The organism is Piscinibacter defluvii, assembly GCF_004011805.1.
Classification (GTDB): domain Bacteria; phylum Pseudomonadota; class Gammaproteobacteria; order Burkholderiales; family Burkholderiaceae_C; genus Piscinibacter; species Piscinibacter defluvii.
On record NZ_RCHJ01000005.1, the window covers coordinates 263,788 to 288,756 of the forward strand.

At 73.1% G+C, this 24,969-nt stretch carries 21 protein-coding genes; 12 read left to right on the forward strand and 9 right to left on the reverse strand.

Annotated features, from left to right (window positions below; translation table 11 throughout):
- From D9C15_RS16750 to D9C15_RS16760, 3 genes are all read left to right on the forward strand, one after another.
- Entirely contained in the window at window positions 1-2,124 is a 2,124-nt protein-coding gene (locus tag D9C15_RS16750; RefSeq protein WP_127999268.1) for a VC_2705 family sodium/solute symporter, read from the forward strand.
- Window positions 2,125-2,228: 104 nt separating this feature from the next.
- Window positions 2,229-4,109, forward strand: a complete 1,881-nt coding sequence (locus tag D9C15_RS16755; RefSeq protein ID WP_127999270.1) for a DUF294 nucleotidyltransferase-like domain-containing protein — start codon at window positions 2,229-2,231, stop codon at window positions 4,107-4,109.
- Window positions 4,106-4,735: a 3'-5' exonuclease gene (locus D9C15_RS16760; protein ID WP_127999272.1), complete on the forward strand. Its 630-nt coding sequence runs from the start codon at window positions 4,106-4,108 to the stop codon at window positions 4,733-4,735. Before D9C15_RS16755 ends, D9C15_RS16760 begins: the two co-directional genes overlap by 4 nt.
- A 3-nt stretch (window positions 4,736-4,738) precedes the next feature.
- On the opposite strand, the gene D9C15_RS16765 is transcribed toward D9C15_RS16760, so the two are convergent.
- The 3 genes from D9C15_RS16765 to D9C15_RS16775 all read right to left on the reverse strand — a co-directional run bounded on the left by D9C15_RS16765 (window position 4,739) and on the right by D9C15_RS16775 (window position 6,670).
- Window positions 4,739-5,224: a hypothetical protein gene (locus D9C15_RS16765; protein ID WP_127999274.1), complete on the reverse strand. Its 486-nt coding sequence runs from the start codon at window positions 5,222-5,224 to the stop codon at window positions 4,739-4,741.
- 118 nt (window positions 5,225-5,342) lie between these two features.
- Window positions 5,343-5,723, reverse strand: coding sequence for a zinc ribbon domain-containing protein (locus D9C15_RS16770; RefSeq protein WP_127999275.1), 381 nt, complete (start codon window positions 5,721-5,723; stop codon window positions 5,343-5,345).
- 35 nt (window positions 5,724-5,758) lie between these two features.
- A complete protein-coding gene (locus tag D9C15_RS16775) occupies window positions 5,759-6,670 on the reverse strand; it encodes an alpha/beta fold hydrolase (protein WP_127999277.1) in 912 nt (303 codons plus the stop codon).
- Window positions 6,671-6,710: 40 nt separating this feature from the next.
- Between D9C15_RS16775 and D9C15_RS16780 the strand changes: the two genes are divergently transcribed.
- The 5 genes from D9C15_RS16780 to D9C15_RS16800 are packed head-to-tail and all read left to right on the forward strand — an operon-like array spanning window position 6,711 to window position 12,371.
- Entirely contained in the window at window positions 6,711-7,199 is a 489-nt protein-coding gene (locus D9C15_RS16780; RefSeq protein ID WP_240668437.1) for a GNAT family N-acetyltransferase, read from the forward strand.
- Window positions 7,196-8,908: an acetate--CoA ligase gene (locus tag D9C15_RS16785; protein WP_127999281.1), complete on the forward strand. Its 1,713-nt coding sequence runs from the start codon at window positions 7,196-7,198 to the stop codon at window positions 8,906-8,908. The genes D9C15_RS16780 and D9C15_RS16785 overlap by 4 nt, the downstream gene beginning before the upstream one ends.
- Window positions 8,886-9,878 carry a questin oxidase family protein gene (locus D9C15_RS16790; RefSeq protein ID WP_127999283.1) on the forward strand — a complete coding sequence of 331 codons (993 nt, stop codon included), beginning with the start codon at window positions 8,886-8,888 and terminating at the stop codon, window positions 9,876-9,878. Before D9C15_RS16785 ends, D9C15_RS16790 begins: the two co-directional genes overlap by 23 nt.
- Before the next feature lie 9 nt (window positions 9,879-9,887).
- Window positions 9,888-10,991, forward strand: coding sequence for an AraC family transcriptional regulator (locus D9C15_RS16795; protein ID WP_127999285.1), 1,104 nt, complete (start codon window positions 9,888-9,890; stop codon window positions 10,989-10,991).
- 36 nt (window positions 10,992-11,027) lie between these two features.
- Complete coding sequence (locus D9C15_RS16800) at window positions 11,028-12,371, forward strand: PDZ domain-containing protein (protein ID WP_127999287.1); 1,344 nt, start codon at window positions 11,028-11,030, stop codon at window positions 12,369-12,371.
- Between the two features lie 90 nt (window positions 12,372-12,461).
- On the opposite strand, the gene D9C15_RS16805 is transcribed toward D9C15_RS16800, so the two are convergent.
- Window positions 12,462-13,832 (reverse strand): sensor histidine kinase, encoded by a 1,371-nt coding sequence (locus D9C15_RS16805; RefSeq protein WP_164886754.1) that lies wholly within the window; start codon window positions 13,830-13,832, stop codon window positions 12,462-12,464.
- On the reverse strand, window positions 13,816-14,496 hold the full coding sequence (locus D9C15_RS16810) for a response regulator (protein WP_127999291.1): 681 nt from the start codon (window positions 14,494-14,496) through the stop codon (window positions 13,816-13,818). Before D9C15_RS16810 ends, D9C15_RS16805 begins: the two co-directional genes overlap by 17 nt.
- Before the next feature lie 62 nt (window positions 14,497-14,558).
- On the opposite strand from D9C15_RS16810, the gene D9C15_RS16815 reads away from it, so the two are divergent.
- The gene (locus D9C15_RS16815) at window positions 14,559-15,611 is read left to right on the forward strand and encodes an ABC transporter substrate-binding protein (protein ID WP_127999293.1); all 1,053 of its coding nucleotides are present in this window, start codon (window positions 14,559-14,561) and stop codon (window positions 15,609-15,611) included.
- 19 nt (window positions 15,612-15,630) lie between these two features.
- Here D9C15_RS16815 and D9C15_RS34495 read toward each other — a convergent pair whose 3' ends face one another.
- The 4 genes from D9C15_RS34495 to D9C15_RS16835 form a co-directional block, all read right to left on the reverse strand.
- Complete coding sequence (locus D9C15_RS34495; protein ID WP_310734484.1) at window positions 15,631-16,785, reverse strand: YjbE family putative metal transport protein; 1,155 nt, start codon at window positions 16,783-16,785, stop codon at window positions 15,631-15,633.
- Window positions 16,785-18,296 (reverse strand): tripartite tricarboxylate transporter permease, encoded by a 1,512-nt coding sequence (locus tag D9C15_RS16825; protein ID WP_127999297.1) that lies wholly within the window; start codon window positions 18,294-18,296, stop codon window positions 16,785-16,787. The genes D9C15_RS34495 and D9C15_RS16825 overlap by 1 nt, the downstream gene beginning before the upstream one ends.
- A 141-nt stretch (window positions 18,297-18,437) precedes the next feature.
- Window positions 18,438-18,962: a tripartite tricarboxylate transporter TctB family protein gene (locus D9C15_RS16830; RefSeq protein WP_127999299.1), complete on the reverse strand. Its 525-nt coding sequence runs from the start codon at window positions 18,960-18,962 to the stop codon at window positions 18,438-18,440.
- A gap of 3 nt (window positions 18,963-18,965) precedes the next feature.
- Entirely contained in the window at window positions 18,966-19,931 is a 966-nt protein-coding gene (locus D9C15_RS16835) for a Bug family tripartite tricarboxylate transporter substrate binding protein (protein ID WP_127999301.1), read from the reverse strand.
- A 214-nt stretch (window positions 19,932-20,145) separates the two neighbouring features.
- Between D9C15_RS16835 and D9C15_RS16840 the strand changes: the two genes are divergently transcribed.
- The 3 genes from D9C15_RS16840 to D9C15_RS16850 are packed head-to-tail and all read left to right on the forward strand — an operon-like array spanning window position 20,146 to window position 24,962.
- On the forward strand, window positions 20,146-21,432 hold the full coding sequence (locus D9C15_RS16840) for an ATP citrate lyase citrate-binding domain-containing protein (RefSeq protein WP_127999303.1): 1,287 nt from the start codon (window positions 20,146-20,148) through the stop codon (window positions 21,430-21,432).
- Between the two features lie 13 nt (window positions 21,433-21,445).
- The gene (locus tag D9C15_RS16845) at window positions 21,446-24,148 is read left to right on the forward strand and encodes a CoA-binding protein (protein ID WP_127999305.1); all 2,703 of its coding nucleotides are present in this window, start codon (window positions 21,446-21,448) and stop codon (window positions 24,146-24,148) included.
- 25 nt (window positions 24,149-24,173) lie between these two features.
- Window positions 24,174-24,962 carry an alpha/beta fold hydrolase gene (locus tag D9C15_RS16850; RefSeq protein ID WP_127999307.1) on the forward strand — a complete coding sequence of 263 codons (789 nt, stop codon included), beginning with the start codon at window positions 24,174-24,176 and terminating at the stop codon, window positions 24,960-24,962.
- Window positions 24,963-24,969 lie beyond the last annotated feature (7 nt).

Here is a 24,969-nt window from a genome sequence, read left to right on the forward strand (position 1 = left end):
ATGGCAGGCCTAGGATTCGAACACGCCGCAGGCTCCAACGCCGCGGCCAACCGGGCGTTCAAGCAGCAGCTCAACAAGGTGTACGGCTGGTACACCGGCGGCTTCATCGTGTTCATCGTCGTGCTGGCAGTGCTCGAGCAGATGGGGCTGCCGCGCAACTGGATCGGCTTCATCTTCCTGCTCGCCACCGTCGCGCTGTACGCCGGCATCGGCATCATGAGCCGCACCACGGACGCGGCCGAGTACTACGTGGCCGGGCGCCGCGTGCCGGCGGTCTACAACGGCATGGCCACCGGCGCCGACTGGATGAGCGCGGCCAGCTTCATCGGCATGGCCGGCACGCTCTACCTCACCGGCTACGGCGGCCTGGCCTTCATCATGGGCTGGACCGGCGGCTACTGCCTGGTGGCGCTGTTCCTCGCGCCCTACCTGCGCAAGTTCGGCCAGTTCACGATCCCCGACTTCCTCGGCGCACGCTACGAGGGCAACCTGCCGCGCTTCATCGGCATCCTGGCGGCGATCCTGTGCTCCTTCACCTACGTGGTGGCGCAGATCTACGGCGTGGGCCTGATCACCACGCGGCTGTCGGGCCTGGCCTTCGAGATCGGCATCTTCGTCGGCCTGGGCGGCATCCTGGTGTGTTCGTTCCTGGGCGGCATGCGCGCCGTCACGTGGACGCAGGTGGCGCAGTACATCATCCTGATCATCGCCTACATGGTGCCGGTGGTCTGGCTGTCGGTGAAGCAGACCGGCGTGCCGATCCCGCAGGCCGTCTACGGCTACCAGCTGCAGAAGGTCACCGAGGCGGAGAAGCGGCTGAAGGACGACCCGAAGGAGAAGGAGGTCATCGCCGCCTTCAAGGCCAAGGCCGAGGAGTTCGACGCCAAGCTGAAGGACATCCCGGCGGCGCTGGCGGCCGACAAGGCGGCGGCGCAGAAGAAGCTGGCCGACCTGAAGGAGGCCAACGCCCCGCTCGCGGACGTGCAGGCTGCCGAGAAGGCGCTTGCCGCGCTGCCGGCCACCGAGGCCGACGCGAAGAAGGCCTGGACCGCGGCCAAGACCGCCAACGAGGGGCGCGCCAAGCCGCTGGCGGGCATGCCGGTGCACTCGCAGCAGTTCGCCGGTGACCCGAACGGCGACGAGAAGGCGAAGAAGACCTACGACGAGTCGCGCCGCAACTTCCTGGCGCTGACCTTCTGCCTGATGGTCGGCACGGCCGCGCTGCCGCACATCCTGATGCGCTACTACACCACGCCGTCGGTGAAGGAGGCGCGTGAGTCGGTCACCTGGTCGCTGTTCTTCATCTTCCTGCTCTACTTCACCGCGCCGGCCCTGGCGGTGCTGGTCAAGTACGAGGTGTTCAACGTGCTGGTGGGCACGCCGTTCGACAAGTTGCCGGGCTGGATAGCGCAATGGGGCAAGGTCGACCCGGCGCTGCTGTCCGTCACCGACATCAACAAGGACGGCATCTTCCAGCTCGGCGAGATGCGCATCGGCGGCGACATCATCGTGCTGGCCACGCCGGAGATCGGCGGGCTGCCCTACGTGATCTCGGGCATGGTGGCCGCGGGCGGCCTGGCGGCGGCGCTGTCCACCGCCGACGGCCTGCTGCTGACGATCGCCAACGCGCTCTCGCACGACCTGTACTACAAGATGATCGACCCGAACGCGCCCACCGCGCGCCGCGTGACGATCTCCAAGGTCCTGCTGCTGGTGGTGGCCCTCGCGGCCGCGGCGGTGGCGGCGCAGAAGCCGGCGGACATCCTGTTCCTGGTCTCGGCGGCGTTCTCGTTCGCGGCGGCGGCGTTCTTCCCGGCGCTGGTGCTGGGCGTGTTCTGGAAGCGCGCCAACAAGTGGGGCGCCTCGCTGGGCATGATCGCCGGCCTGGGCACGACCTTCTACTACATGGTCACCACCCAGCCGTGGCTGCGCGGCATCTTCGGCGTCACCTCGCCGGTGGAGCTGTGGTGGGGCATCCAGCCGATCTCGGCCGGCCTGTTCGGCGTGCCGATCGGCTTCGCGGTGATCATCATCGTGAGCCTGCTGACCCCGGCCCCGCGCCGGGACACGCAGGAGCTGGTCGAGCATGTCCGGTATCCGGACCTGAAGCTCGCGCGCGGCTGATCCCGTCACGCTTCCTCAACCGGCCCCGCTCGCCCGAGCGGGGCCTTTTTCTTTCTTGACGCAGACGGGCTCCCACGGCGCCGTCCGGCCCTAGCATCGCCGCCATGCCCACCGACCCCGCACCCTCCGCCACGCTGCTTGCCGCGCTGCGCGACGAGCTGATGCGCCACGCCCCGTTCGCGCAGATGCCGCCGGCGCAGGTGGAGCAACTGCTCGGCGCCGCCCGCGAGGCCTACTACGCGCCCGACGAGCTGGTGCTCGGGCCCGAGAGCGGGCCGGTGGAGGAGCTGCTCGTGATCCGCAGCGGCCGCGTCACCGGGCGGCGCGGCGTGGCCGAGGCCGACGGCACGCTGCACTACGAGGCCGGCGACCTGTTCCCGGTCGGCGCGGCGCTCGGCGGGCGGGCCGTCACCGCCACCTACCGCGCCGACGGCGACCTGTTCTGCCTGCTGCTGCCGGCCCGGCGGGTGCAGGAGGTGGCGGCCGACTGCCCGCCGCTGGCCGAGTTCCTCAACCGCCGCGTCGCGCAGCTGCTCGAGCTGTCGCGTCGCGCACTGCAGAGCGGCGTCGCGGCCCGCGCGCTCGAGCAGCAGTCGCTCGAGGCGCCGCTGGCGAGCCTGGTGCGCCAGGCGCCGTTCAGCGTGGCGCCGGACACGCCGCTCGGGGAGGCGCTGATCGCAATGCACGAGCGGCGCATCGGCTCGGTGCTGGTGGCCGGGGCCGACGGCACGCCGCTGGGCATCCTGACCCGGCACGACGTGCTCGGCCGCGTCACCCTGCCGCAGCGGCCGCTGAGCACGCCGATCAGCGCGGTGATGAGCTCGCCGCTGCACCTGCTGCGCAGCAGCGACAGCGCGCAGGACGCGGCGCTGCTGATGTCGCGCCACGGCATCCGCCATGTGCCGGTGACCGACGGCACGCGGCTGGTGGGCCTGGTCTCGGAGCGCGATCTGTTCGCGCTGCAGCGCCTGTCGATCCAGCAGACCAGCGGGGCGCTGCAGCGTGCGCCGGACCTGGCCACGCTGCGCGCGCTGGCCGGCGACATCCGCCAGCTCGCGCGCAACCTGCTCGGCCAGGGCGTGCAGGCGCGCCAGCTGACCGAGCTGATCAGCCGGCTCAACGACCGGCTGACCGAACGCCTGGTCGAGCTGACGGCGCGCCGCCTCGGGCTCGACCTGCGGCGTGCCTGCTGGCTCGCCTTCGGCTCGGAAGGCCGCGGCGAGCAGACCATCGCCACCGACCAGGACAACGGCCTCGTGCTGGCGGACGACACCAGCGCCTCCGAGCGCGCCGCCTGGCTGGCGCTCGGCGACGAGGTCAACCAGGGCCTGGCGGACTGCGGCTACCCGCTGTGCGCCGGCGGCATCATGGCCGGCCGGCCGGCGTGCTGCCTGGACCAGACCGAGTGGGCCGCGCGATTCACCGACTGGATGGAACACGGCGCGCCGGAGGACCTGCTGGCCGCCAGCATCTTCTTCGACCTGCGGCCGCTGGCCGGCGAGGCCGCCTTGGCGGCGCCGCTGCGTGTGCTGGTCACGCGCGAGGCGGCGCGGCTGCCGCGCTTCCAGCACCAGCTGGCGCTCAATGCACTCGCACGCCGGCCGCCGCTGAACTGGCGCGGCGCGCTGGAGGGCCGCAAGGTCGACGGCCGCGAGTGCATCGACCTGAAGCTTCAGGGCAGCGCGATCTTCGTCGACGCGGCGCGCCTGTTCGCGCTGGCCCACGGCGTCGAGGCCATCGGCACGCGTGCGCGCCTGGACGCCGCGGCGCTGGCGCTGGGCGTGCCGGCCCACGAAGGCGAGGCCTGGGCCGAGGCCTTCGAGATCCTGCAGACGCTGCGGCTGCGCGTGCAGCTGGCCGACGCAGCAGGCACCAACCTGGTGGCGCTGGAGTCGCTCAACGACATCGACCGGCGCATGCTGAAGGAGGCCCTGCGCGTGGCCCGCCAGCTGCAGCAGCGCCTGACGCTGGACTACGCGCGGTGAGCTGGTGGACGCGCCCGGCGCCGCCCGACGCCCGGCGCTGGGTGGTGCTGGATGTGGAGGCGAGCGGGCTGGACCCGCGCCGCGACCGGCTGCTGGCCATCGGCGCCGTGGCCGTCTGCCCGGCGGCCGAGGCACCGCGCATCCTGCTGGCCGACAGCCACGAGGTGGTGCTGCGCCAGCCCGAGGCCCCGGCCGACAAGGCCAACGTGCTGGTGCACGGCGTCGGCGTCGGCGCCCAGCGCGCCGGCATGGCGCCGGCCGAGGCCCTGGCGGGATTCGAGCGCTGGGTCGGCACGGCGCCGGTGCTGGCCTACCACGCCGGCTACGACCGCACGCTGATCGACCGCGCGATGCGCGCCGCGCTCGGCCGCCGGCTGGCGCGGCCCTGGCTGGACCTGGCCGCGCTGCTGGCGCTGCTGCACCCGCAGCAGGGCGAGCGGGCGCTGGACGATTGGCTGGCGCACTACGGCCTGCACTGCGTGGCGCGCCACCGGGCGGCGGGCGATGCGCTGGTCACGGCCGAACTGCTGCTGCGCCTGTGGCCCGAGCTGCGCGCGCGGCGCCTGGCGACCGACTGGGACATGCTGGCCCGGGCGGCCGGCTCGCTGCGCTGGCTCGGACGCTGAGCCTCAGGCGGCGGGCTTGAGGAAGCGGGTGGCGAAGCTGGCGGCCGCGCCGCCGCCGCGCGCGTTGGCGATGTACTGCACGGCCCGCTCCAGCCCCGCGCGCAACTGGTCCTCGTCGGTGGCGCGCTCCAGGCGCAGCGCCAGCGACTCGGCCTCCGGCCCGAGCAGGTCGTTGAGGGCGCGCACCGCGTCGCGGCGCAGCGTGGCCAGGTCCGCTGCAGACAGCCCGGCGGGGGCGGCCGCCGGCTCCGGCTCGAGCTCGGCCGGCCGGGACGAACGCGCGGACTTGCCGGCCACCGCGGCGATCAGCTGCGCCTCGAGCAGGGCCTGCAGCGTCTCGTCGGCGTTCTGGATCAGGCGCGCCAGTTCGTCCTCGTCGCGCTTCCCGTCCACCAGGATGAGCGCCGAACGCAGGCGTGGCGAGAGCCGGCGCTCGCGCGTGGCGATCTCGTGCAGGCCCAACGGCGTCTTGGCGTAGATGATGGACATGTGGTCAGTCGGAGCGCGCGAAGCTTACTGCGATCTGACCCTCGTGCGCACAAGAAGCAACATCCGCCGCCACCGGTGTCAAAAAGCACCGGAATTGGCCACCACGGGCTGGCCAGGGCTAAAGATCGATGGTCCAGCGGTGGCCGCAGTGCCGGCAGCGCACCCCCAGCCGGCTGCCGCCGGCCTGCTCGTCGAGCAGGTCCCACTTGGCGTAGGTCTCGCAGCTGTCGCACACCGCCTGGTCGGCCACGTACTCGGCATGGTTCAGCAGGTAGAGGTAGCGCCGCAGCGAGACCACGCCGATTACCGCGCTGGCGGCGGCGGCCAGCAGCACCTCGAGCTGATCGCGCAGCGGCAGCCGCACCGTGTAGACCTCCGCGCTGGCCAGCAGCCCGAGCGTCGCGAGCAGCAGCAGCACCAGGTTCGCGTGGCTGCTGAGCAGCTCGCGCTCGTACCACTTGCGGAACCCGAGCTTGCGGATCTTGCCGGCGGCGCCCACCTGCGGCCTCCGTGAACTGCTGAAGCGCAGCCATCCTAGCGCAGGAAGGCCTCCAGGCGCTCGGCCAGGGCTTCGGGCTGATCGTGGTGCAGCATGTGACCGGCCGGCGACAGCGCGCAGCGCTCGACCCGGGGCACCACGGCCAGGCGCTCCTCGAACTCGGCGCGCGGGTAGCGGTGGCCCCACCACTTGGCGACGTCGGTCCGGTCGCCCTCCACCCACAGCAGCGGTGCGGTGATGCGCTTCCAGCAGGCCAGCACCTCCTCGACCCGGTAGAGCACCGGGTTGATGCGCTTGTGGGCCGGGTCGGCGCGCAGTGCGTAGCCGCCCCCGGGCAGCGGCGCCGCCCAGTGCGTGGCCAGCCAGGCCGCCTTGTCCTCGGCCAGCAGCGGGTTGGTCTCGCGCAGCCGCGCGGCCACGGCGGCCAGGTCGTCGTAGGGCTTCAGGCGTGCCGGCTCGCGCAGCTGGTCGAGCCACTTCTCGTACTGGCGCGGCGCCAGCTCGCTCGGCACGCGCGGCATGCCGAAGCCCTCCAGGTTGACCAGCCGGCGCACGCGCTGCGCTCGCACGCCGGCGTACAGCATCGCCACGTTGCCGCCCATGCTGTGGCCGAGCAGGTCGACCACGCGGCCGGCCAGGCCGAGTTCGGCGCAGTCGAGCAGGGCGTCGAGGTCGGCCAGGTAGTCGGGAAACCAGTAGCCGTCACCGCCGCCCGGGTCGGTCTGGCCGAAGCCGCGCCAGTCGAACGCGAGCACGTGGCGCTCCTCGGCGAAGGCATCGACCACGAACTGGAACGACGCGCCCACGTCCATCCAGCCGTGCGCCATCACCAGCGGCACGCGCCCGGGCGCCGGCTCGCCCCATTCGAGCACATGGTGGCGCAGCCCGCGCAGGGCGACGAAGCGGGAACGCGCGGCGCGGCGCGGCAGGTAGACGCTCGGGTTCATGCCCGGCACTGTACGGCGGCGGCGCCGGCAGAATCGGCGCATGCACGACTACACGATCCGCCCTGCCGAGCCGCGCGACCTGGAGGCCGTGGTCGGCCTGATCGCCGAGCTGGCCGAGTTCGAGCAGCTCACCCACCTGCTGCAGGTCACGCCGCAGACGCTGCACCCGCACCTGTTCGGCCCGCGCCCGGTGGCCGAGGCGCTGGTGGCGGAGCCCGCGGCCGGCGGCGCGCCGGTCGGCTTCGCGCTCTTCTTCACCAACTTCTCCACCTTCCTGGCCCGGCCCGGGCTGTACCTCGAGGACCTGTACGTGCAGCCCGCGCACCGCGGCAGCGGCCTCGGCCGCGCGCTGCTCGAGCACCTGGGCCGGCTGGCGGTGGAACGCGGCTGCGGCCGCTTCGAGTGGAGCGTGCTCGACTGGAACGAAAACGCGATCCGCTTCTACGAGAAGATGGGCGCCACGGTGATGCCGGACTGGCGCATCTGCCGCGTCACCGGCGAGGCACTGCGACGCTTCGCGCCGTCATGAGCCACGACCGGCTGCACGGCACGTTCCGCTGGCAGGTGCCGGCGGACTTCAACATCGCGCAGGCCTGCTGCGGCCGCTGGGCGCGCGACACGCCGCAGGCGGTGGCGATCCGCTGGGAGCACGAGGACGGCCGCCGCGCGCTGTTCACCTACGCCGACCTGCAGGCCGCCGCGAACCGCCTGGCGCATGCGCTGCGTCGGCTCGGCGTGCGGCGCGGCGACCGTGTCGCCGTGGTGATGCCGCAGCGCTTCGAGACCGCGGTGGCCGACCTCGCCGTCTGGCAGCTCGGCGCGGTGGCGATGCCGCTGTCGATGCTGTTCGGGCCGGAGGCGCTCGAGTACCGCCTGAACCACGCCGAGGCCGCGGTGGCGATCGTCGACGAGAGCGCGATCGCCAACCTGTGCGCCGCCCGACCGCACTGCCCGGGCCTGGCCCACGTGATCGCGGTGGGCGAGGCGGCCGGGCAGGGCGACCACGACTGGGACGCGCTGCTCGCGCCCGAGAGCGCGCCGTTCGAGGCCGAGCGCACCAAGGCCGACGACGCGGCCGTGCTGATCTACACCAGCGGCACCACCGGCCCGCCCAAGGGTGCGCTGATCCCGCACCGCGCGCTGATCGGCAACCTCACCGGCTTCGTCTGCAGCCAGAACTGGTTCCCGCAGCCCGGCGACGTCTTCTGGAGCCCGGCCGACTGGGCCTGGACCGGCGGGCTGATGGACGCGCTGCTGCCCACGCTGTACTTCGGCCGCGAGATCGTGGCGTACCAGGGCCGCTTCCAGCCCGAGCGGGCCTTCGAGCTGATCGAGCGGCACCGTGTCACCAACACCTTCCTGTTCCCGACCGCGCTGAAGGCGATGATGAAGGCCGTGCCGACGCCGCGCGAGCGCTACCGCCTGCCGCTGCGCGCCATCATGAGCGCGGGCGAGGCGGTCGGTGACGCGGTGTTCGCCTGGTGCCGCGACGCGCTCGGCGTGACGGTCAACGAGATGTTCGGCCAGACCGAGATCAACTACGTCGTGGGCAACTGCGGCGAGTACCGCGACGCGCGCGGCCGGGTGCATGCCGGCTGGCCGGCGCGCCCCGGCAGCATGGGCCGCGCCTACCCGGGCCACCGCGTCGCGGTGATCGACGACGACGGCCACGAATGCCCGCGCGGCACGCCCGGCGACGTGGCGGTGCACCGGCGCGACATCCACGGACAGCCCGACCCGGTGTTCTTCCTCGGCTACTGGAAGAACGAGGACGCCACGCGCGCCAAGTTCACCGGCGACCCGGCCGACTCGTGGTGCCGCACCGGCGACACCGCCGTGATGGACGCGGAAGGCTGGCTCTGGTACCAGGGCCGCAGCGACGACGTGTTCAAGGCGGCCGGCTACCGCATCGGCCCGAGCGAGGTGGAGAACTGCCTGGTCAAGCACCCGGCGGTGGCCAACGCCGCGGTGGTGCCCAAGCCGGACCGCGAGCGCGGCGCCGTCGTGAAGGCCTACGTGGTGCTCGCCCCCGGCGTGGCGAGGAGCGAGCAGCTCGTCGCGCAGCTGCAGCAGCATGTGCGCGGCAAGCTGGCACCCTACGAGTACCCGAAGGAGATCGAGTTCATCGACGCGCTGCCCATGACCACCACCGGCAAGGTGCAACGCCGCGTGCTGCGGCTGCGCGAGGAGGAGCGCGCCGCGCAAGGAGAACGGGATGAGCGAAGCGGTCCTGCGTGAGCTGCTGGACACCGGGCGCCGCTACGCGCCCGAGTACACCGGCGCGCTGAGCAACCACCTGCCGATGGCGCTGGTCGCGCTGCATCGCCTCGGCGCGGACGGCGAGCGGCTGCGGGTCTTCTTCGACGACTACGCCCGCCGCCTCTCGCTCGTCGCCCAGGCCGCGGCGCCCGACACCGACTGGCGCGCCGCGCTCGGCCGCTTCGGCCCCGCGCGTGCCTTCGCCGACCTGCAGGCCGGCTTCGACGCGCAGCTGCGCTCGCGCGGCCGTGCCGCGCTGCTGCACGAGGTGCTGCCGGTGCTGATGGAGGGCATCGGCGCGGCGGCCTTCCACGGCCTGATCCGCACGGCCTACGCGCTCGATGCCGGCCACGACGGCGAGCTCGCCTCGGGCCTGGCCTACTGGACGCTGCGCCACCTGCCGCTGCCGGCACCGCCGGCCGCCGTGCCGGTGCAGGCCGACCCGGCGCGCTGGCTGGAAGCGCTGAACGCCGAGATCGTCGTGCGCATCGAGGGCGGCCTGATCTTCGAGCGCATGCGCACCGCGGCGCGCCAGGTCGGCTTCGAGCGCCATGCGAATGCCCTGGTGATCGATGCCGGCACGCTGCAGCGCCTGGCCGAGCTGGCCGCGCGCACCTATGCGGCCACGCGTGACTTCACCGTGCTGCACCTCGTCACCAGCGCGCACGCGCTGCGCATCCTGCTGCCGCACCTGCCCGACGAGGCCGCGCGTGCGGCTGCGCTGCAGGCCTACGCACGCGCCTATGCGGCCGGCGTGGTGGCCAGCGGCGCGGCGCTGGGCGCGGCTGAGCCGCACGATGCCGGGCTGTCGTGGACCGAACTCGAGGAGCGCGCGCGGCGCTCGGCCGACGACCATGTGATCAAGCTCGTCTACAGCGCGCGCGAGGAGGCGCGCGCCTGCGGCAGCGACGCGCACCGGCGCGCCGCGCAGCGGGCCGTGGGCGCCTGAGGAGGACCCGTGACGAGCCTGCAGACGATCGACCTGCTGCTGCGCGGCGCCGCGCTGCCGCTGCTGGCCGCCTGCGCCTGGCTGCTCGCCACGCAGCGGCGCGGCGACCACCTCGGCGCGGTCGGGGCGGCGTTCATGCTCGCGGTGGCCGCGTTCGTGCTCACCTCGTCCGCACCGGTGGCACGTGTGCTGGGGGTGCTGGCCGTGCCGCTGGCGGCGCTGTGCGTCGCCAAGCCGGTGCTGTTCGCGCTGTTCGCACGCGGCCTGTTCGACGACGGGTTGCGCCTGCGCGTGGCGCACCTCGTGCTGCTCGCGGCCGCCGCCGGCGCCGGCTTGTGGCACGAGAACGTCTACCGGCCCGAGGTCTGGGCCGGGCGCGCGGGCGCGGCCGCGCACGCGGCGGCGGCGCTCTACCATGCGGCGATCGCCACCGGCATCGGCGCGACGCTGCTGCACGTCCTGCTCGAGCGCCGCAGCGACCTGGTCGAGCCGCGTCGGCGCCTGCGGGCGGTGTTCGTCGCGGTGGCGGGGGGCTACCTCGTGCTGGTCGCCGCGGTACAGCTCGCGGTGCTGTGGGCCGCGCAGGGCGCCACGCCCGCGGCACTCGTGCTCGCCAACGATGCGCTGATCGTGCTCGGCGCGCTGCTCGCCTGCGCGTGGCTGCTGCGCGCCGGTCCGCTGGTCGCCGGGCGCGCCGGCACCACAGCGTCCGCGGCGCCGGACCCGGCGCTCGAGCGGCTGCGTGCGCACCTTCTCCGCGAGCCCGAGTGGTTCCGCGAGCCCGGCCTCAGCGTGGCGGCCTTCGCCGAACGGCTGGGCCTGCACGAGTACCAGCTGCGCCGCGCGATCAACCAGGGCCTCGGCCAGCGCAACTTCAACCAGTTCGTCAACGCGCACCGCATCGCGTGGGCCTGCGAGCGGCTGCGCGCCGTGCCGGGCGAGGCGGTGCTCGAGGTCGCGCATGCCGCCGGCTTCGCGTCGCTCGGCCCGTTCAACCGCGAGTTCCGCGCCCGCACCGGCCTGACGCCGAGCGCGTTCCGCCGCGCCGGCTCGACGATTCCGGAATCGGCCGGCCCGGTTGCGGAATCGGCAAGACCGCAGCACGGCACCTGAGCCAGGCTCGCCCCGGGATCCACGCCGGGAGTCGAGATGAAACACCTGTTCATGCATGCCGCCGCGGCACTGGCACTGGCGGCCGCCGCGGGCCAGGGCATCGCTGCGCCGCCGGAGCCGGTGGGCGGCCTGGTGCGCCGCGCCGACTGGGGCATCGCGGTCGCCCCGCCCGAACGCCCCGGGGCCGGCGCCCGCATCGCACGGGTCCGTCCGCAGGGCGCGGCGGCCGGCACGGCGCTGGCCGTCGGCGACCTGGTCGTCGCGATCGACGGCGAGCCGCCCGGCGATGCCGAGGCGTTCAGCCGGCGCTGGCGCCGCTACCGTGCCGGCGACGCGGCGACGCTGACGCTCGAGCGCGACGGGCGCCGCTTCACGCAGCACCTCGTCGCGGGGGCGATCCCGCTCGAGCGCATCGACGGCGTCGAGGTGCGCTACGACTCGGTCGTCAGCGCGCTGGGCGACCGCACGCGGCTGCTGTGGACCTTGCCGAGCGGGGCCGTCGGGCGGCTGCCGCTGGTCGCCTTCGTGCCGTGGCTGTCGTGCAGCGCGGTCGAGACCGGCGTCGCCGACGGCGACGGCTGGAAGCAGATGCTGCGCGACGTGGCGCGCGAGTCGGGCTGGGCGACGCTGCGCATCGAGAAGCCCGGCACCGGCGACAGCCTCGGCCCCGACTGCGCCGACAACGACCTCGAGCGCGACCTGGCCGCCTTCCGCGCCGCGCTGCACGCCGCGCGCGCGGCGCCGTTTGTCGATCCCGGGCGCATCGTGCTGTTCGGCGGCTCGTTCGGTGCGAGCTTCGTGCCGCTGCTCGCCGCCGAGTTCGGCCCGGCCGGCATCGTCGCCAGCGGCGGCTTCAACCGCACGCTGTTCGAGCACCTGCTCGGCTTCGACCGCCGCCGGCTGGCGCTCGAGGGCAGCGAACCGGCCGCGCTCGCCGCGGCGATGCGCGCTCTGGCGACGGTCTACGCGCGCGTGCTGTTCGACGGCCGCACGCCCGGCGAGGTGCTGGCGGCGCAGCCGGCGCTGCGGCCGCACTGGCGCGAGGGCGAGCGCCACGTGTTCGGCCGGCCGCTGGCCTACTACCGGCAGATCCAGGCTCTCGACGTGGAGGCGGACTGGGCGCGGGTGACGGTGCCGACGCTGGTCGTGCACGGCGAGCACGACTGGTTCATGGCGCTCGAGGACCAGCAGCGCATCGTCGAACTCGTCAACCGGCGCCGGCCGGGCACCGCCCGGCTCGTCGTCGTGCCGGGCATGAACCACCACTTCGAGCGCTTCGCGAACGCGAAGGCCGCGTTCGACGAGGAGGGCGGCACCTACGCCCCCGAGGCCGCGCAGCACATCGTGGCCTGGCTGCGCGCGCTCGCGCCGCGCCGTTGAGGCACGGCCCGCGGCGGCCCGGCCCGGCACGTCCGTGCAGCCGCCGTTGCGCACCGCGCGCATGCTGCGCGGCCCGGCGCCGGCCGCGCCTCAGGCCCCGCCCTGCCACGACACCTCGATCGCCAGGCCGCCGCGCCCCCCCGGCGGATCGTTCAGCGTGATCGCGGCGCCGTGTCGGGCGCAGATCTCGCGCACGATCGCGAGGCCCAGGCCACTGCCCGGTGTCCCGGCATCGGCGAGCCGGTAGAAGCGCTCGAAGACACGTTCGCGCTCGGCCGGGGGGATGCCCGGTCCGTTGTCGATCACTCGCAGTCGGGGGCGGCCCGCCGGCATGTCGACCTCGACGGTGACCCGTCCGCCGGGTGGCACGTAGGTGACCGCGTTGTGGACCAGGTTGGTCACCAGTTCGTGCAGCAGCACCGGGTCGCCCCGCACCGGCACCGGCCGATCGCCCTCGAAGCCGAGGTCGATCGACTTGCCGCGCGCCAGCGCCAGCAGCTCGAAGGTGGCTTCCTGCGCCAGCGTGCGCAGGTCCACCACCTGGGGGTGCAGCGTGTGGCCGGGCTCGGCCCGCGCCAGCGCGAGCAGCTGGCCGACGATGCGCGCGGTGGCGTCGGTCGTCTCGTCGATGCGGTCGAGCACCTCGCGCACGCTGCCGGCTTCGGCCTGCATGCGTGCCTGGGCGCCGAGCGCGCGCAGCAGGGTCAGCGGCGTCTTCAGCTGGTGCGAGGCGTTGGCCACGAAGCGCAGCTGCGCCTCGCTCAGCTCGCGCTGCCGTGTCGTGTGCACGTTGATCGCCTCGATCAGCGGCGCCACCTCGCGCGGCACCTCGGCGCTGGCGATCGGCCGCAGGTCGTCGGGGTCGCGCGCGCGCACCTCGTCGCGCAGCCGCCGCAGCGGCATCAGCCCGCGGCGCACGCCGAGCACGATCAGCCCGGCGGCCGCGCCGATCAGCAGCAGCTGCACCCCGGCGGACTGCAGCATCAGGCGGCGCGTCAGCTGGTGGCGCGCATCCAGCGTCTCGGCCACCTGCACGAGCAGCTGGCGCCGGTCCGAGCCGTCCAGCAGCGTGTGGCGCAGCGCGACGATGCGCACCGCCTGATCCTTGTAGCGCGCGTCGTAGAACACCGGCTCGGCCGACCACGGCCTGGGCGGTGGCGGCAGGTCCTCGTAGCCGGTCACGACGGCGCCGCTGTCCAGGCTGGAGACGCGGTAGAACACGCGGTCCTGCGAATCGGTGCGCAGCATCTCGAGGGCGGCGTGCGGCAGGTCGGCGACCACCTCGCCACCGGCGACCAGCAGGTGCTCGCCGAGCACCAGCGCCGAGCCGAGCAGCGTGCGGTCGAAGGCCTCGTGCGCCTGCGCGAGGCTGCGCCAGTAGCCGAGCGCGAAGCCGCCGGCCCACAGCAGCAGCGAGGGAACGAGCAACCAGCGCAGCAGCAGGCTACGCAGGCGGATCACCGGCCGCCTCGAGCACGTAGCCCAGCCCGCGCAGGGTGTGGATCGCCGCGCCGCTGCCCTCGATGCGGCGCCGTACCCGGTACACGTAGACCTCGAGTGCATCGTGGCTGAGCACCTCGTCGGCGCTGCACAGGCGCTGCGACAGCGCCAGCTTGCTGACCGGCCGGCCGGCCTGGATCATCAGCGCCTCGAGCAGGTCGTGCTCGCGCGGCGGCAGGTCGAGGTGGCGGTCCCCGAGCGCGAAGCGGCGCGACACCGTGTCCAGCGCGAGCGTGCCCACGCGCAGCACCGAGCCGGCCGCGCCGAGCCGGCGCCGGTACAGCGCGCGCAGGCGCGCCTCCAGCTCGCTGAGGTCGAAGGGCTTGGGCAGGTAGTCGTCGGCACCGGCGTTCAGGCCCTGCACGCGGTCGTGCGTGTCGCCGCTGGCGGTGAGGATCAGCACCGGCACGGCATCGCCGCGCGCGCGCAGGCGGCGCAGCAGTTCGAGGCCGTGCAGGCGCGGCAGGCCGAGGTCGAGCACGACGACATCGTAGCCGTGGCGCTGCAGGGTCTCGTCGGCGAGCTGCCCGTCGCCGCACGACTCGACCGTGATGCCCAGCGCGGCGAGCGAGCGGGTCAGCGTCTGCACCAGGGCAGCCTGGTCTTCGATCAGCAGGATTCGCATCGTGACAAGGGGGCCGACCCCAGGGCCGGCGCCATCCAGCGCTCGTGATAATCGTCCGCACGATGGAGCGCAAGCAGGCCAACCCGCGCCGGCCCGGCCGCCGCAGCGTGATTGTCGGCGGACTGCTTGCCGCAGCGGCGCTGGGCCTGCCGGCACGGCGCAGCGTCGCGGCCCAGGACGTGAACGTCTGGTCGACGACCGACCGGCTGATGGCCGATCCGCTGATCGAGGACTTCGAGCGCCGCCACCCGGGCCTGCGCGTCGACTACCGGCAGCTCGGCAGCGTCGAGCTGGCGGAACGCTTCGCGGCCGAGGAGGGGCGCGAGGCCGACGTGGTGTGGAGTTCCGCGATGGACCTGCAGGTCAAGCTGGTCAACGACGGCCATGCGGCACGCCACCTCAGCCGGCATGCCGCGGCGCTGCCGCGCTGGGCCGTCTGGAAACACGAGGCCTACGCCACCACCTCCGAGCCGGTGGGCATCGCCTACCACCGCGGGCTCTGGGCCGAGCCCGAGCTGCCGCGCACCCATGCCGCGCTGGCCGCGCTGCTGCAGGCCGAGCGGCAGCGCTTCGACCAGCGCGTCGCAAGCTACGACGTCGAGCGCTCCGGCCTCGGCTACCTGCTCGCCGCGCAGGACAGCCTGGCCACGCCGCAGTACTGGACCCTGGTGCGTGCGCTCGGCGCCTGCCGCGCGGTCCTGCAGGCCGACACGGGCAGCATGCTGGAGGACATCGCGGCCGGCCGCACGCTGCTCGCCTACAACGTGCTGGGCTCCTATGTCGAGGCGGCGGCGCGCGCCCGGCCGGAGCTGGCCATCGTCTATCCGCGCGACTACACGCTGCTGGCCGCGCGGGTCGCCTTCGTGGCGCGCAGCGCGCCGCATCCCGGCGCAGCGCGCGCCTGGCTGGACCACCTGATCTCGCCGCGCGGCCAGCAGGTGCTGGCCAGCGACTGCGGCCTGACGCCGGTGCTGCCGGGCGCCGGTGCGGCGCCCCGGCTCGGCGAGGCGGCGCGGCCGATCGGCATCGGCCCGGGCCTGCTCGTCCACCTGGACCGCAGCAAGCGCGGCGCCTTCATCGCGCGCTGGAAGCATCGTTACGCCGGCACCGGCTAGGGCCTGTTCAGGCCCTGGCTCAGGCGCGCACCACGAGCACCGGCACGCCGGCGTGCTCGAGCGTGCCCGCCGCCACCGAGCCGAGCAGCGCGCCGGTGTGGGTGCCCAGGCCGCGCGAGCCCATCACGATCAGGTCGCAGCCCAGCTCGGCGGCCAGCGCGGCGATCGTCTCGCCCGGCTCGCCGACGCGGCGATGCTCCTGGAACGCCACGCCGGCCTCGGCGAGCGTGCGGCGCGCGTCGTCGAGTGCCTGGTCGGCGCGCTCGCGGTGGTAGTCCTCGATCGAGCCGGCGGCCACGAAGCTCGCCACGTTGCCCGACACCGGCCGCTGCACGTTGGCCAGGTGCAGCTCGGCCTGCGCGCCGTCGCGCAGCTGGCCGCGCAGCGCGAGCGCCTGGCGCAGCGCCTGCGCTGCACCGGGCGAGCCGTCGCTGGCGACCAGGATGCGCCCGATCCGGGCCGGCAGCGCCGCCGCACCGGCCGGCGCCGGCGGCAGGGCCCGGCGCCGGCGCCACACCAGCAGCTTGCCGAGCACGACGACGAACGCCGCCCCGGCGGCCGACGCGGCCCGCTCGAGCCAGCCCGGCTGGGCCTCGAGCCAGGACTTCCAGGCCACGTCGCCCACCAGCATGCCGCCGGCGATCCAGCCCAGCAGCGCGGCGCCGAACACCACGACCAGCGGGAAGCGGTCGATCAGCAACAGCACGAACTTGCTGCCCCACACGATGATGGGCACGCTGACCAGGATGCCGAACACCACCAGCCCGAGGTGGCCGTCGGCCGCGGCGGCCACCGCGATCACGTTGTCCAGGCTCATCACCGCGTCGGCGACGATCACCGTGCGCACCGCGCTCCACAGCGTGCTGCCGCCCTCGAGCTTGCCGTGGCCCTCCTCGTCCTCGGGCAGCATCAGCTTGATGCCGATCCACAGCAGCAGCAGCGCGCCGACCGCCTTCAGGTACGGCAGCGCGAGCAGCTGCAGCGCGAAGAAGATCAGCACCACGCGCGCGCCGACCGCGCCGACCACGCCCCACATCACGCCCTTGGCACGCTGCTCGGGCGGCAGCTTGCGGCACGCCAGCGCGATGACGACGGCGTTGTCGCCGCCGAGCAGGATGTCGATCAGGATGATCTGGCCGACCGAGATCCAGAAGTCCGGGCTGCTCCAGTCCATCATGCCGCTCCCGCTGTTGCCGCATCGGCGGCACGCCGCCGCCAGGCCATCACCCGCGGCACGACCAGCACCGCGACCACCACCGCCAGCAGCAGCGCCGAGACGGGGCGCTGCAGGAAGACCGTCCAGCTGCCCTCGCCGATCGAGATCGCGTTGCGCAGCTGCGCCTCGGCCATCGGCCCGAGGATCATGCCGACGATCACCGGCGCGGCCGGGAAGTCGAAGCGCCGCATCAGCACGCCGACCAGGCCGATCGCGTACATCAGGAACAGGTCGAAGGAACTCTGCCGCATGCCGTACACGCCGACCGTCGCGAAGATCAGGATGCCGGCGTACAGCGGCGCGCGCGGGATCTTCAGCAGCTTGACCCACAGGCCCACCAGCGGCAGGTTCAGCACCAGCAGCATCACGTTGCCGATGTACAGCGAGGCGATCAGGGCCCACACCAGCCCGGCATTGGTGTCGAACAGCTGCGGGCCGGGGTTGATGCCGTAGTTCTGGAAGGCGCTCAGGATGATGGCCGCGGTGGTCGAGGTCGGGATGCCCAGCGTCAGCATCGGCACCAGCGTCGCGGTGATCGCCGAGTTGTTGGCCGCCTCGGGGCCGGCCACGCCCTCGATCGCGCCGCTGGTGCCGAACTCCGCCTTGTGCGGGCTGAGCTTCTTCTCGGTGGCGTAGCTGAGGAAGGTCGGGATCTCGCTGCCGCCGGCCGGCACGGCGCCGAACGGGAAGCCGAGGAAGGTGCCGCGCAGCCAGGCCGGCCAGGAGCGGCGCCATTCGCTGCGCGTCATGTGCACCCGGCTCATCGCGTTCAGCGAGGACTGCGTGCGGCCCTCGTACAGCGCGGTGTAGAGCGCCTCGCCGACGGCGAACAGGCCGACGGCGACCAGCACCACCTCGAGTCCGTCGAGGAACTCGGGCACGCCGCCGGTGTAGCGCACCTGGCCGCTGATCTGGTCCAGCCCGACCAGCCCGGCCGCCAGGCCGACCACCAGCGCGGTGACGCCGCGCAGCACGCTGCGGCCGAGCACGGCGGTGACGGTGGTGAAGGCCAGCACCATCAGCATGAAGTACTCGGGCGGGCCGAGCTGCACCGCGTAGTGCGCCACGAGCGGCGCGAACAGCGTGACCAGCACGGTGGCGATCGTGCCGGCCACGAAGGAGCCGATCGCCGAGGTCGCCAGCGCGGCGCCGGCGCGGCCGCTCTTGGCCATCTTGAAGCCCTCGAGCGCGGTGACCATCGAGCCGGTCTCGCCCGGCGTGTTGAGCAGGATCGAGGTGGTCGAGCCGCCGTACATCGCGCCGTAGTAGATGCCGGCGAAGAAGATCATCGACGCGGTGGGCTCGACCTGCGCGGTGATCGGCAGCAGCATGGCCACCGTGACCGCGGGCCCGAGCCCGGGCAGCACGCCGATCGCCGTGCCCAGCGCGCAGCCGACGAAGGCCCACAGCAGGTTGACCGGCGAGGCGGCCGTCGCGAAGCCATGCAGCAGCTGTTGCAGCAGGTCCATGTCAACTCCTCCGTGTCGCTCGACACGACGCTCGCGGGCGCAAACCGGCGTACCAAGCGAACGCCGCGGATCCGGCTCCGCCGGTCCGCTGGCGTTGCCCCCTCGAGGGGGAGCGCCGCAGGTGCTCCGGGGGTGGTCCCATCACAGCCAGCCGGTGCCGGTGAGGCCGGGCAGGTTGATGGCCAGCAGCTTGGTGAACAGCCAGTAGGCCGGCGCGGCGATCAGGAAGCCGGTCGCGAAGTCGAGCGCGGTGCCGCGCAGGCCGCCGGCGGGCTTGCCTTCCGCGCGGCGCAGCCCGCGCACCGCGAAGACGAAGCACAGCGCGCAGCCGATCACGAAGCCGACCCGCTCGATCGCGGCGGCGTTCAGCAGCACGCCGGCGCTGATCCATGCCAGCGCGTCCCAGTCGCCCCTGGCCGCGCCGGGCGGTGCCTCGTCGTTCTCGAAGCCGCCGTGCCGCGCCTGCCACAGCAGCAGGCCGCCGCAGACCACCAGCAGCAGCGCGACGAGCCAGGGCAGGAAGTTCGGCCCGACGCCGCCGTAGCCGGCTTCCGACGCGATGTCGATCGCGCCCCACGCGTAGGCCAGGCCGAGCGCGATCGCGCCCAGGCCGATGACGCTCTGGTGCAGCCGGCGCGCGGCCGGTACGGCAACGGGCGCTTCCATGGCTCAGGAGCCGATCATGCCGGCGCGGGTCATCGTCTCGCGCAGTTGGGCCGTGTCGCGCTCGACGAACTGCGCGAAGGCGTCGCCGGTCAGCAGCGCGGGCGTCCAGCCGTTCTTCTCGAGCGCCTCGAGCCAGCTCTTGTGCTGCGTGGCCTTGGTGATCATCTCGACCAGCGCCTTGCGCTGCTCGGCCGTGATGCCCGGCGCGCCGTACACGCCGCGCCAGTTGCCGATCTCCACCGGGATGCCCAGCTCCTTGAGCGTGGGCACGTCGATGCCCTTGATGCGCTCCGGCGCGGTGATGCCGACCGCACGCATCTTGCCGGCCTCGATGTACTGCTGGAACTCGCTGAAGCCGCTGCCGCCCACGCTGACGTTGCCGCCCAGGATCGCGGCCACCGCCTCGCCGCCGCCGCGGAAGGCGACGTAGTTGATCTTCGCCGGGTCGACGCCGGCGGCCTGCGCGATCATCGCCGCGGCGATGTGCTCGGTCGAGCCGCGCGAGCCGCCGCCCCACTTGACGCTGCCGGGGTCCTTCTTCAGCTGCTCGACCACGTCCTGCATGGTCTTCCACGGCGAGGCCGCGGGCAGCACGAAGACGTTGTACTCGGAGATCAGCCGCGCCAGCGGCGTGGCCTGGGCGAGGCTGAGCGGCGACTTCGAGCCGATCAGCCCGCCGATCATCACCGCGCCCATCACCATCAGCGCGTTCGGGTCGCCCTTGCTCGCGTTGAGGAACTGCGACAGGCCGAGCGCACCGGCCGCGCCGCCCTTGTTGTCGAAGCTCACCGAGGCGGCGACACCGGCGTCCTGCAGCGCCTTGCCGAGCGCGCGGCCGGTGGTGTCCCAGCCGCCGCCGGGGTTGGCGGGAATCATCATCTTCAGGGCGGCACTGGCGCGCGCCACGCTGGGCAGGGTGCCGGCGGCGGCCAGCGCGAGGAAGGACTTCAGGAAGGCGTCGCGACGCATGTCTGTCTCCTCTGTCTTGGGGTCCGGTTCGGTCGCCGATCATGCGGCGCCCCCCGGCGCGGAGCTTTCGAACGGCTTTCATCGGTGCCCCGGTGTGATCCGGAGTTCCCCGCATCGGGTTTGCGATAGGGCGCGATGAAAGGCGGCCGAAAGCCGGTGCGCGGCGCGCCTTCCTAGCATCGCGGCGCACCCCACTGCACTTGGAGACGCGGCCATGAACATCACCGGCATGCTGCACGGACAACGCCTGCTCCAGCTCGCAGGCTTCCCGACCCCCGAGATCCTCGGCCCCGATGCGAGCGACTCGGAGATCAAGGCGCTGCTGGCGCGCCACGGCCAGGTGTTCATCAAGCCGGTCTTCAAGGGCGGCGTCGGCAAGAAGGGCAAGGCCGGCCTGATCGGCCGCGCGAAGGACCTGCAGACCGCGCTGGCCGAGCGCGAGCGCCTCTACTTCTGCGAGCACCGCCACGGCAACCAGCACGCGAAGAGCAACGGCGTTACCTTCGAGGCCGGCGTGCCGGCCGAGCACGAGGTCTACTTCTCGCTCACCGACAACACGCGCTACCGTGCGCCGACCATGACGCTGACGCACCACGGCGGCATGGACATCGAGGAGCTCGCCAAGGACCAGGTGGCGGTGGTGCCCTTCAACCCGCTGACCGGGCTGAAGGCCTTCGTCGTGGCCAACGCGCTCTCGGAGCTGAACGCGCCCAAGCAGATCATCTCGCCGCTGGTGCAGCACCTGCCGAACCTGTGGGACCTGTTCCACGACTACGGCATGACGACGCTGGAGCTGAACCCGATCCGGCTGCGCGCGGACAGCCGCGGCCGGCTCACCCCGGTGGCCTGCGACTTCAAGTGCGGCTTCGACCGCGACGACCCGCGCTGGCAGCGCCTCGCCCTGCCGGCCGACCTGTTCGCGGCCGACTCGTCGGACTTCGAGCAGGAGATCAACCAGCTGCGCACCTACCAGGGCCAGAGCGACGTCTACGTCATCAACCCGAAGGGCACGATCCTCGCGCCCACCTTCGGCGGCGGCGCCAACTCGCTGGTCACCGAGATGCTCGGCGACGACGCGATCATCAGCTCCGACTTCGGCGGCAACCCGCCCTACGAGAAGATGAAGTCGGTGGCGGCGATCTGCTTCAGGCACTGGCTCAAGCAGAGCAACGTGCTGTTCATCATCGGCGGCAAGAGCAACAACACCGACATCTTCGAGACCTTCCGCGCGATGGCCGACGCGCTGCGCGAGCACTTCGGCAAACACGGCGCGCAGCCGCTGTACGTCGTCGTCGGCCGCGGCGGGCCGAACCTGGTGCGCGGCATGGCCGTGCTGCGCGACACCTGCGAGGCGCTCGGGCTGCCCTACCGCTTCTTCGGCTTCGACTCGGCGATGAGCGAGGTGGTCGACTACGCGCGCCGCGTCGACGGCTGGATGAAGGACGGCGGGCGCGCGCAGCTCGCGCAACGCATGGGCCTGGGTCTGGGCCTGGCGGCCTGAAGGAGCACACACCATGAAACCCAGCGTCGGCAACTTCAAGTACCACGTGGGCATTCGCTCGCTGGCGGACATCGCCACCCGCGCGGACCGCGTCTGCGTGCTCAACATCCTGGGCGGCGAATCGAGCGAGGTCACGCCGGTGGGCCATGCCTGGAGCGGCGGCAACGTCGTGTTCGGCACCTCGCCCGGGCGGCGCGGCCAGGTGCTCGAGACGCCGGCCGGGGCGATCCCGGTCTACAACAACGTGCGCGAGGGCCTGGAGGCCGGGCACCGCTTCAACTGCGGCGTGGTCTACCTGCCGCCCTCGGCGGCGGACGACGGCGTGGTCGAGCTGGTGCGCGTCAACCCGGACCTGGAGAAGATCTTCATCCCGACCGAGAAGATGAGCGTGCACGACGCGCGCGAGATCCGCGCGCTGGCGCAGCAGCGCGGCATCGACATCTTCGGCGGCAACAGCCTGGGGGTGGCCGATTCGTGGAACCAGGTGCGCATCGGCGGCGCGCTCGGCGGCGACAGCCCGGGCGACACCTTGAAGAAGGGCTCGATCGCGATCCTCTCCAACTCCGGCGGCTTCACGACCACGATCGCGCAGTACCTGCGCATGGCCGGCTGGGGCACGACGACGCTGGTGTCCAGCGGCAAGGACGTGTACATCCACTACGCCGCGCCCGAGTTCGCCTTCGCGCTGGCCAACGACGAGCGCTCCAAGGCCGCGGTGCTGTACTGCGAGCCCGGCGGCTACTACGAGCTCGACGCCGAGTACACCAAGCCGGTGGTGGCCTGCGTGGTGGGCCGCTGGAAGGCGCGGCTGACCCGCGCGGTGGGCCACGCCGGCGCGATGGCCGGCGGCGGCGACGACGCCGCCAGCAAGGAACGCTGGTTCATGGAGAAGTTCGGCGTCGATGCCCTGTTCACGCCGGAGCGCCCGGTGTGCTCGGCCAAGGGCGCGGTGGTGACCAACATCGCCCACATTCCCGCCGCGCTGAGCGCGGTGATGGCCTTGCGCGGCATCCGGCCCGACTTCGCGCCCGAAGGCTCGATGGAGCTCAAGCCCTGGTTCGGCTCGAATGCCGGCCTCGTGCTGCCGGATGCGCTGGACCTGCCGGTGGTGGCGGCCGTCGCGCCCTACGACCGGCAGGTCAAGGCGCTCGAGTCGCAGCTCGGCGCGACCTTCGCGCGCGAGGCGCTGAAGGATGCTTCGGGCGTTTCGCAGATGGATGCGAAGACGCAGGTCACGCGGGTCAACGGCGTCACCGTGCTCGACGCGGCGCAGTACCCGATCGAGGCCAACGTCGGCCTGGTGCTGCTGAAGGAGCCGGGCGGCGAGAACGACCGCAAGCTCGTCAGCGTGGCGGTCGGCGCGTTCGTCAACCTGCACGGCGAGCCCACGCTGGCCGCGGCGCAGGCGGCACGCGAGGCCGGCAATGCGCCCAATGCGGTGCTCGCCGCCGCGGCGGCGCTGCTCGGGCCGCGCCGGCTCGAGCCGGCGCGCGCGGCGATTGCGGCGCTGCTCGACCGCTTCTCGGCCGCCGGGCTGCGCAACGCGCTGGACGAAGGCTTCGCGCTCGGCGCGCTGCTCGATGCGGCGAGCGACCACGGGCTGCTGCTCGGCCCGCGCCCGGATCCGCGCGCCGAGGCGATGCTCGCCGGGCTGCGCGCACGCGGCGCCAGGTCGGTGTTCCTGCGTTACCTCGAGGCGCTGGGCGGCCACCCGAGTGCCGACGGCGTGCTCGCCGCGGTCTGTGCCACGCTCGCCTGGGGGCCGCTGCAGCGCAAGCGCATCTCGCGGCTCTCGGCCGAGTGCCTGCCGGCCTGGTGCCGGCTGTTCGGCACGCTGATCGGCGCCTCGGTCGACGCCGCGCGCCACGCGCCGACGCGCTTCGCCGGCCTGGCCGAGGAGGACGTGCTCGGCCGCCTGTCGCTGACCGAGCTCGCCTACGCCGCGCTGCTCGACCGCGTGCCGGACGAGAACCAGCGCTTCGCGTTCCAGACGCTGATCGGCCTGCTGCTGTCCAACGGCCCGGGCACGATCACCGCCCAGGGCGCCAAGGGCGCGGTCTCGTCCGACGGCCCGGAGCAGCCGCAGCGCGTGCAGCTGAACAAGGCGCTGCTCGGTTTCCTGAGCCACTGCGGCTACGCGCACGGCGGCAACGGCTTCGAGGGCGTGGCCTTCCTGCTCGAGCAGTTCCGCGGCGTCGACCTGAACGATCCCGGCCGCGCCGACCACGGCATCGACCTGCAGGCGCTCGCGGCGCGCTACGTTGCCGAGTACGCACGCTACAAGAGCGAGAAGAAGAACCAGGGCAGCCTGGACCTGCAGAAGATCCCCTGCGTCAACCACCCGGTGTTCAAGGACAGGCCGGTCAACCTCGACCCGCGCGAGGTGTTCGTGCGCGAGCTGATGCAGCGGCGCGGCGAGCACAACGTGTTCCTCGACTACTACCACGCGCTGGTGCGTCAGCTGTTCGAGGCGGGTGTCTCGCGCAACGTGTACTGCGTCAACGTCGACGCGGTGATCGCCACGCTGCTGCTCAAGCTGGTCTGGCCGGACTACCGCGCGGGGCGCTGCGATGCCGCGTCGCTGGAGACGGCCGCGTTCACGGTGTTCCTGTACGCCCGCATGCTCGGCTGCGCGGCCGAGGCCGACGACCACCTGAACCGCGGCCGCAACATGGACACGCGCGCCGCCGCCTCGGCCTGCCGCTTCGTCGCCTGACGCGCAGCCCCAGCCCGCCGCCGACATGCCGCACGCCCCGCTCGCGCTGGCCTTCGAAACCACCGGGGGCGGCGGGCCGCCCGTCCTGCTGCTGCACGGGCTGTTCGCCTCCGCGGCCCACTGGGGCCACGTGGCCGCCGCCCTGGCGCAGACGCACCGGGTCTACGCCGTCGATCTGCGCAATCACGGCGCGTCGCCGCGCAGCGCCGACATGTCCTACCTCGCGATGGCCGACGACGTGCTGCACCTGATCGAGCGCGAGGGGCTCGATCGACCGGCGGTGATCGGGCACAGCATGGGCGGCAACGTGGCGATGGCGCTGGCGCTGACGGCCCCCTGGTCGGTCGGCCGGCTCGCCGTGATCGACATCGCGCCGGTGACCTACGCCAACCGCTGGGCGAACGACCTGCAGCGCGCGATGGGTGCGCTGCTCGGCGCGCCGGACGCGGGCGCCGCCGCGGTGCTCGCGGGGCTCGGCCACTGGATGATTCCGCGCAGCCCCGCCGGCTATGCACAGTTCGACTGGCGCACCAACCTCGCGGCGGTCGCGGTGTCTCTGCACGAGCTGTGCGACTTTCCGCGCCACCTGCGCCACCTGGGCACGGCGCTGCCGCTGCTGGCGATCGCCGGCGGCCGCTCCGACCGGGTCGTGCCGCTCGGCGCGGCGGCCTACCGGCCGATGTTCCCGAACGCGCGGCTCGAGGTGATCGACGCCGCCGGCCACTGGGTGCATGCCGATTGCCCCTCCGCCCTGCTGGGCAGCCTGCGGCGTTTCCTCGCGGCCCGCCCGCAGGCCGCCGCGCTGGCCGCCTGAACACCCC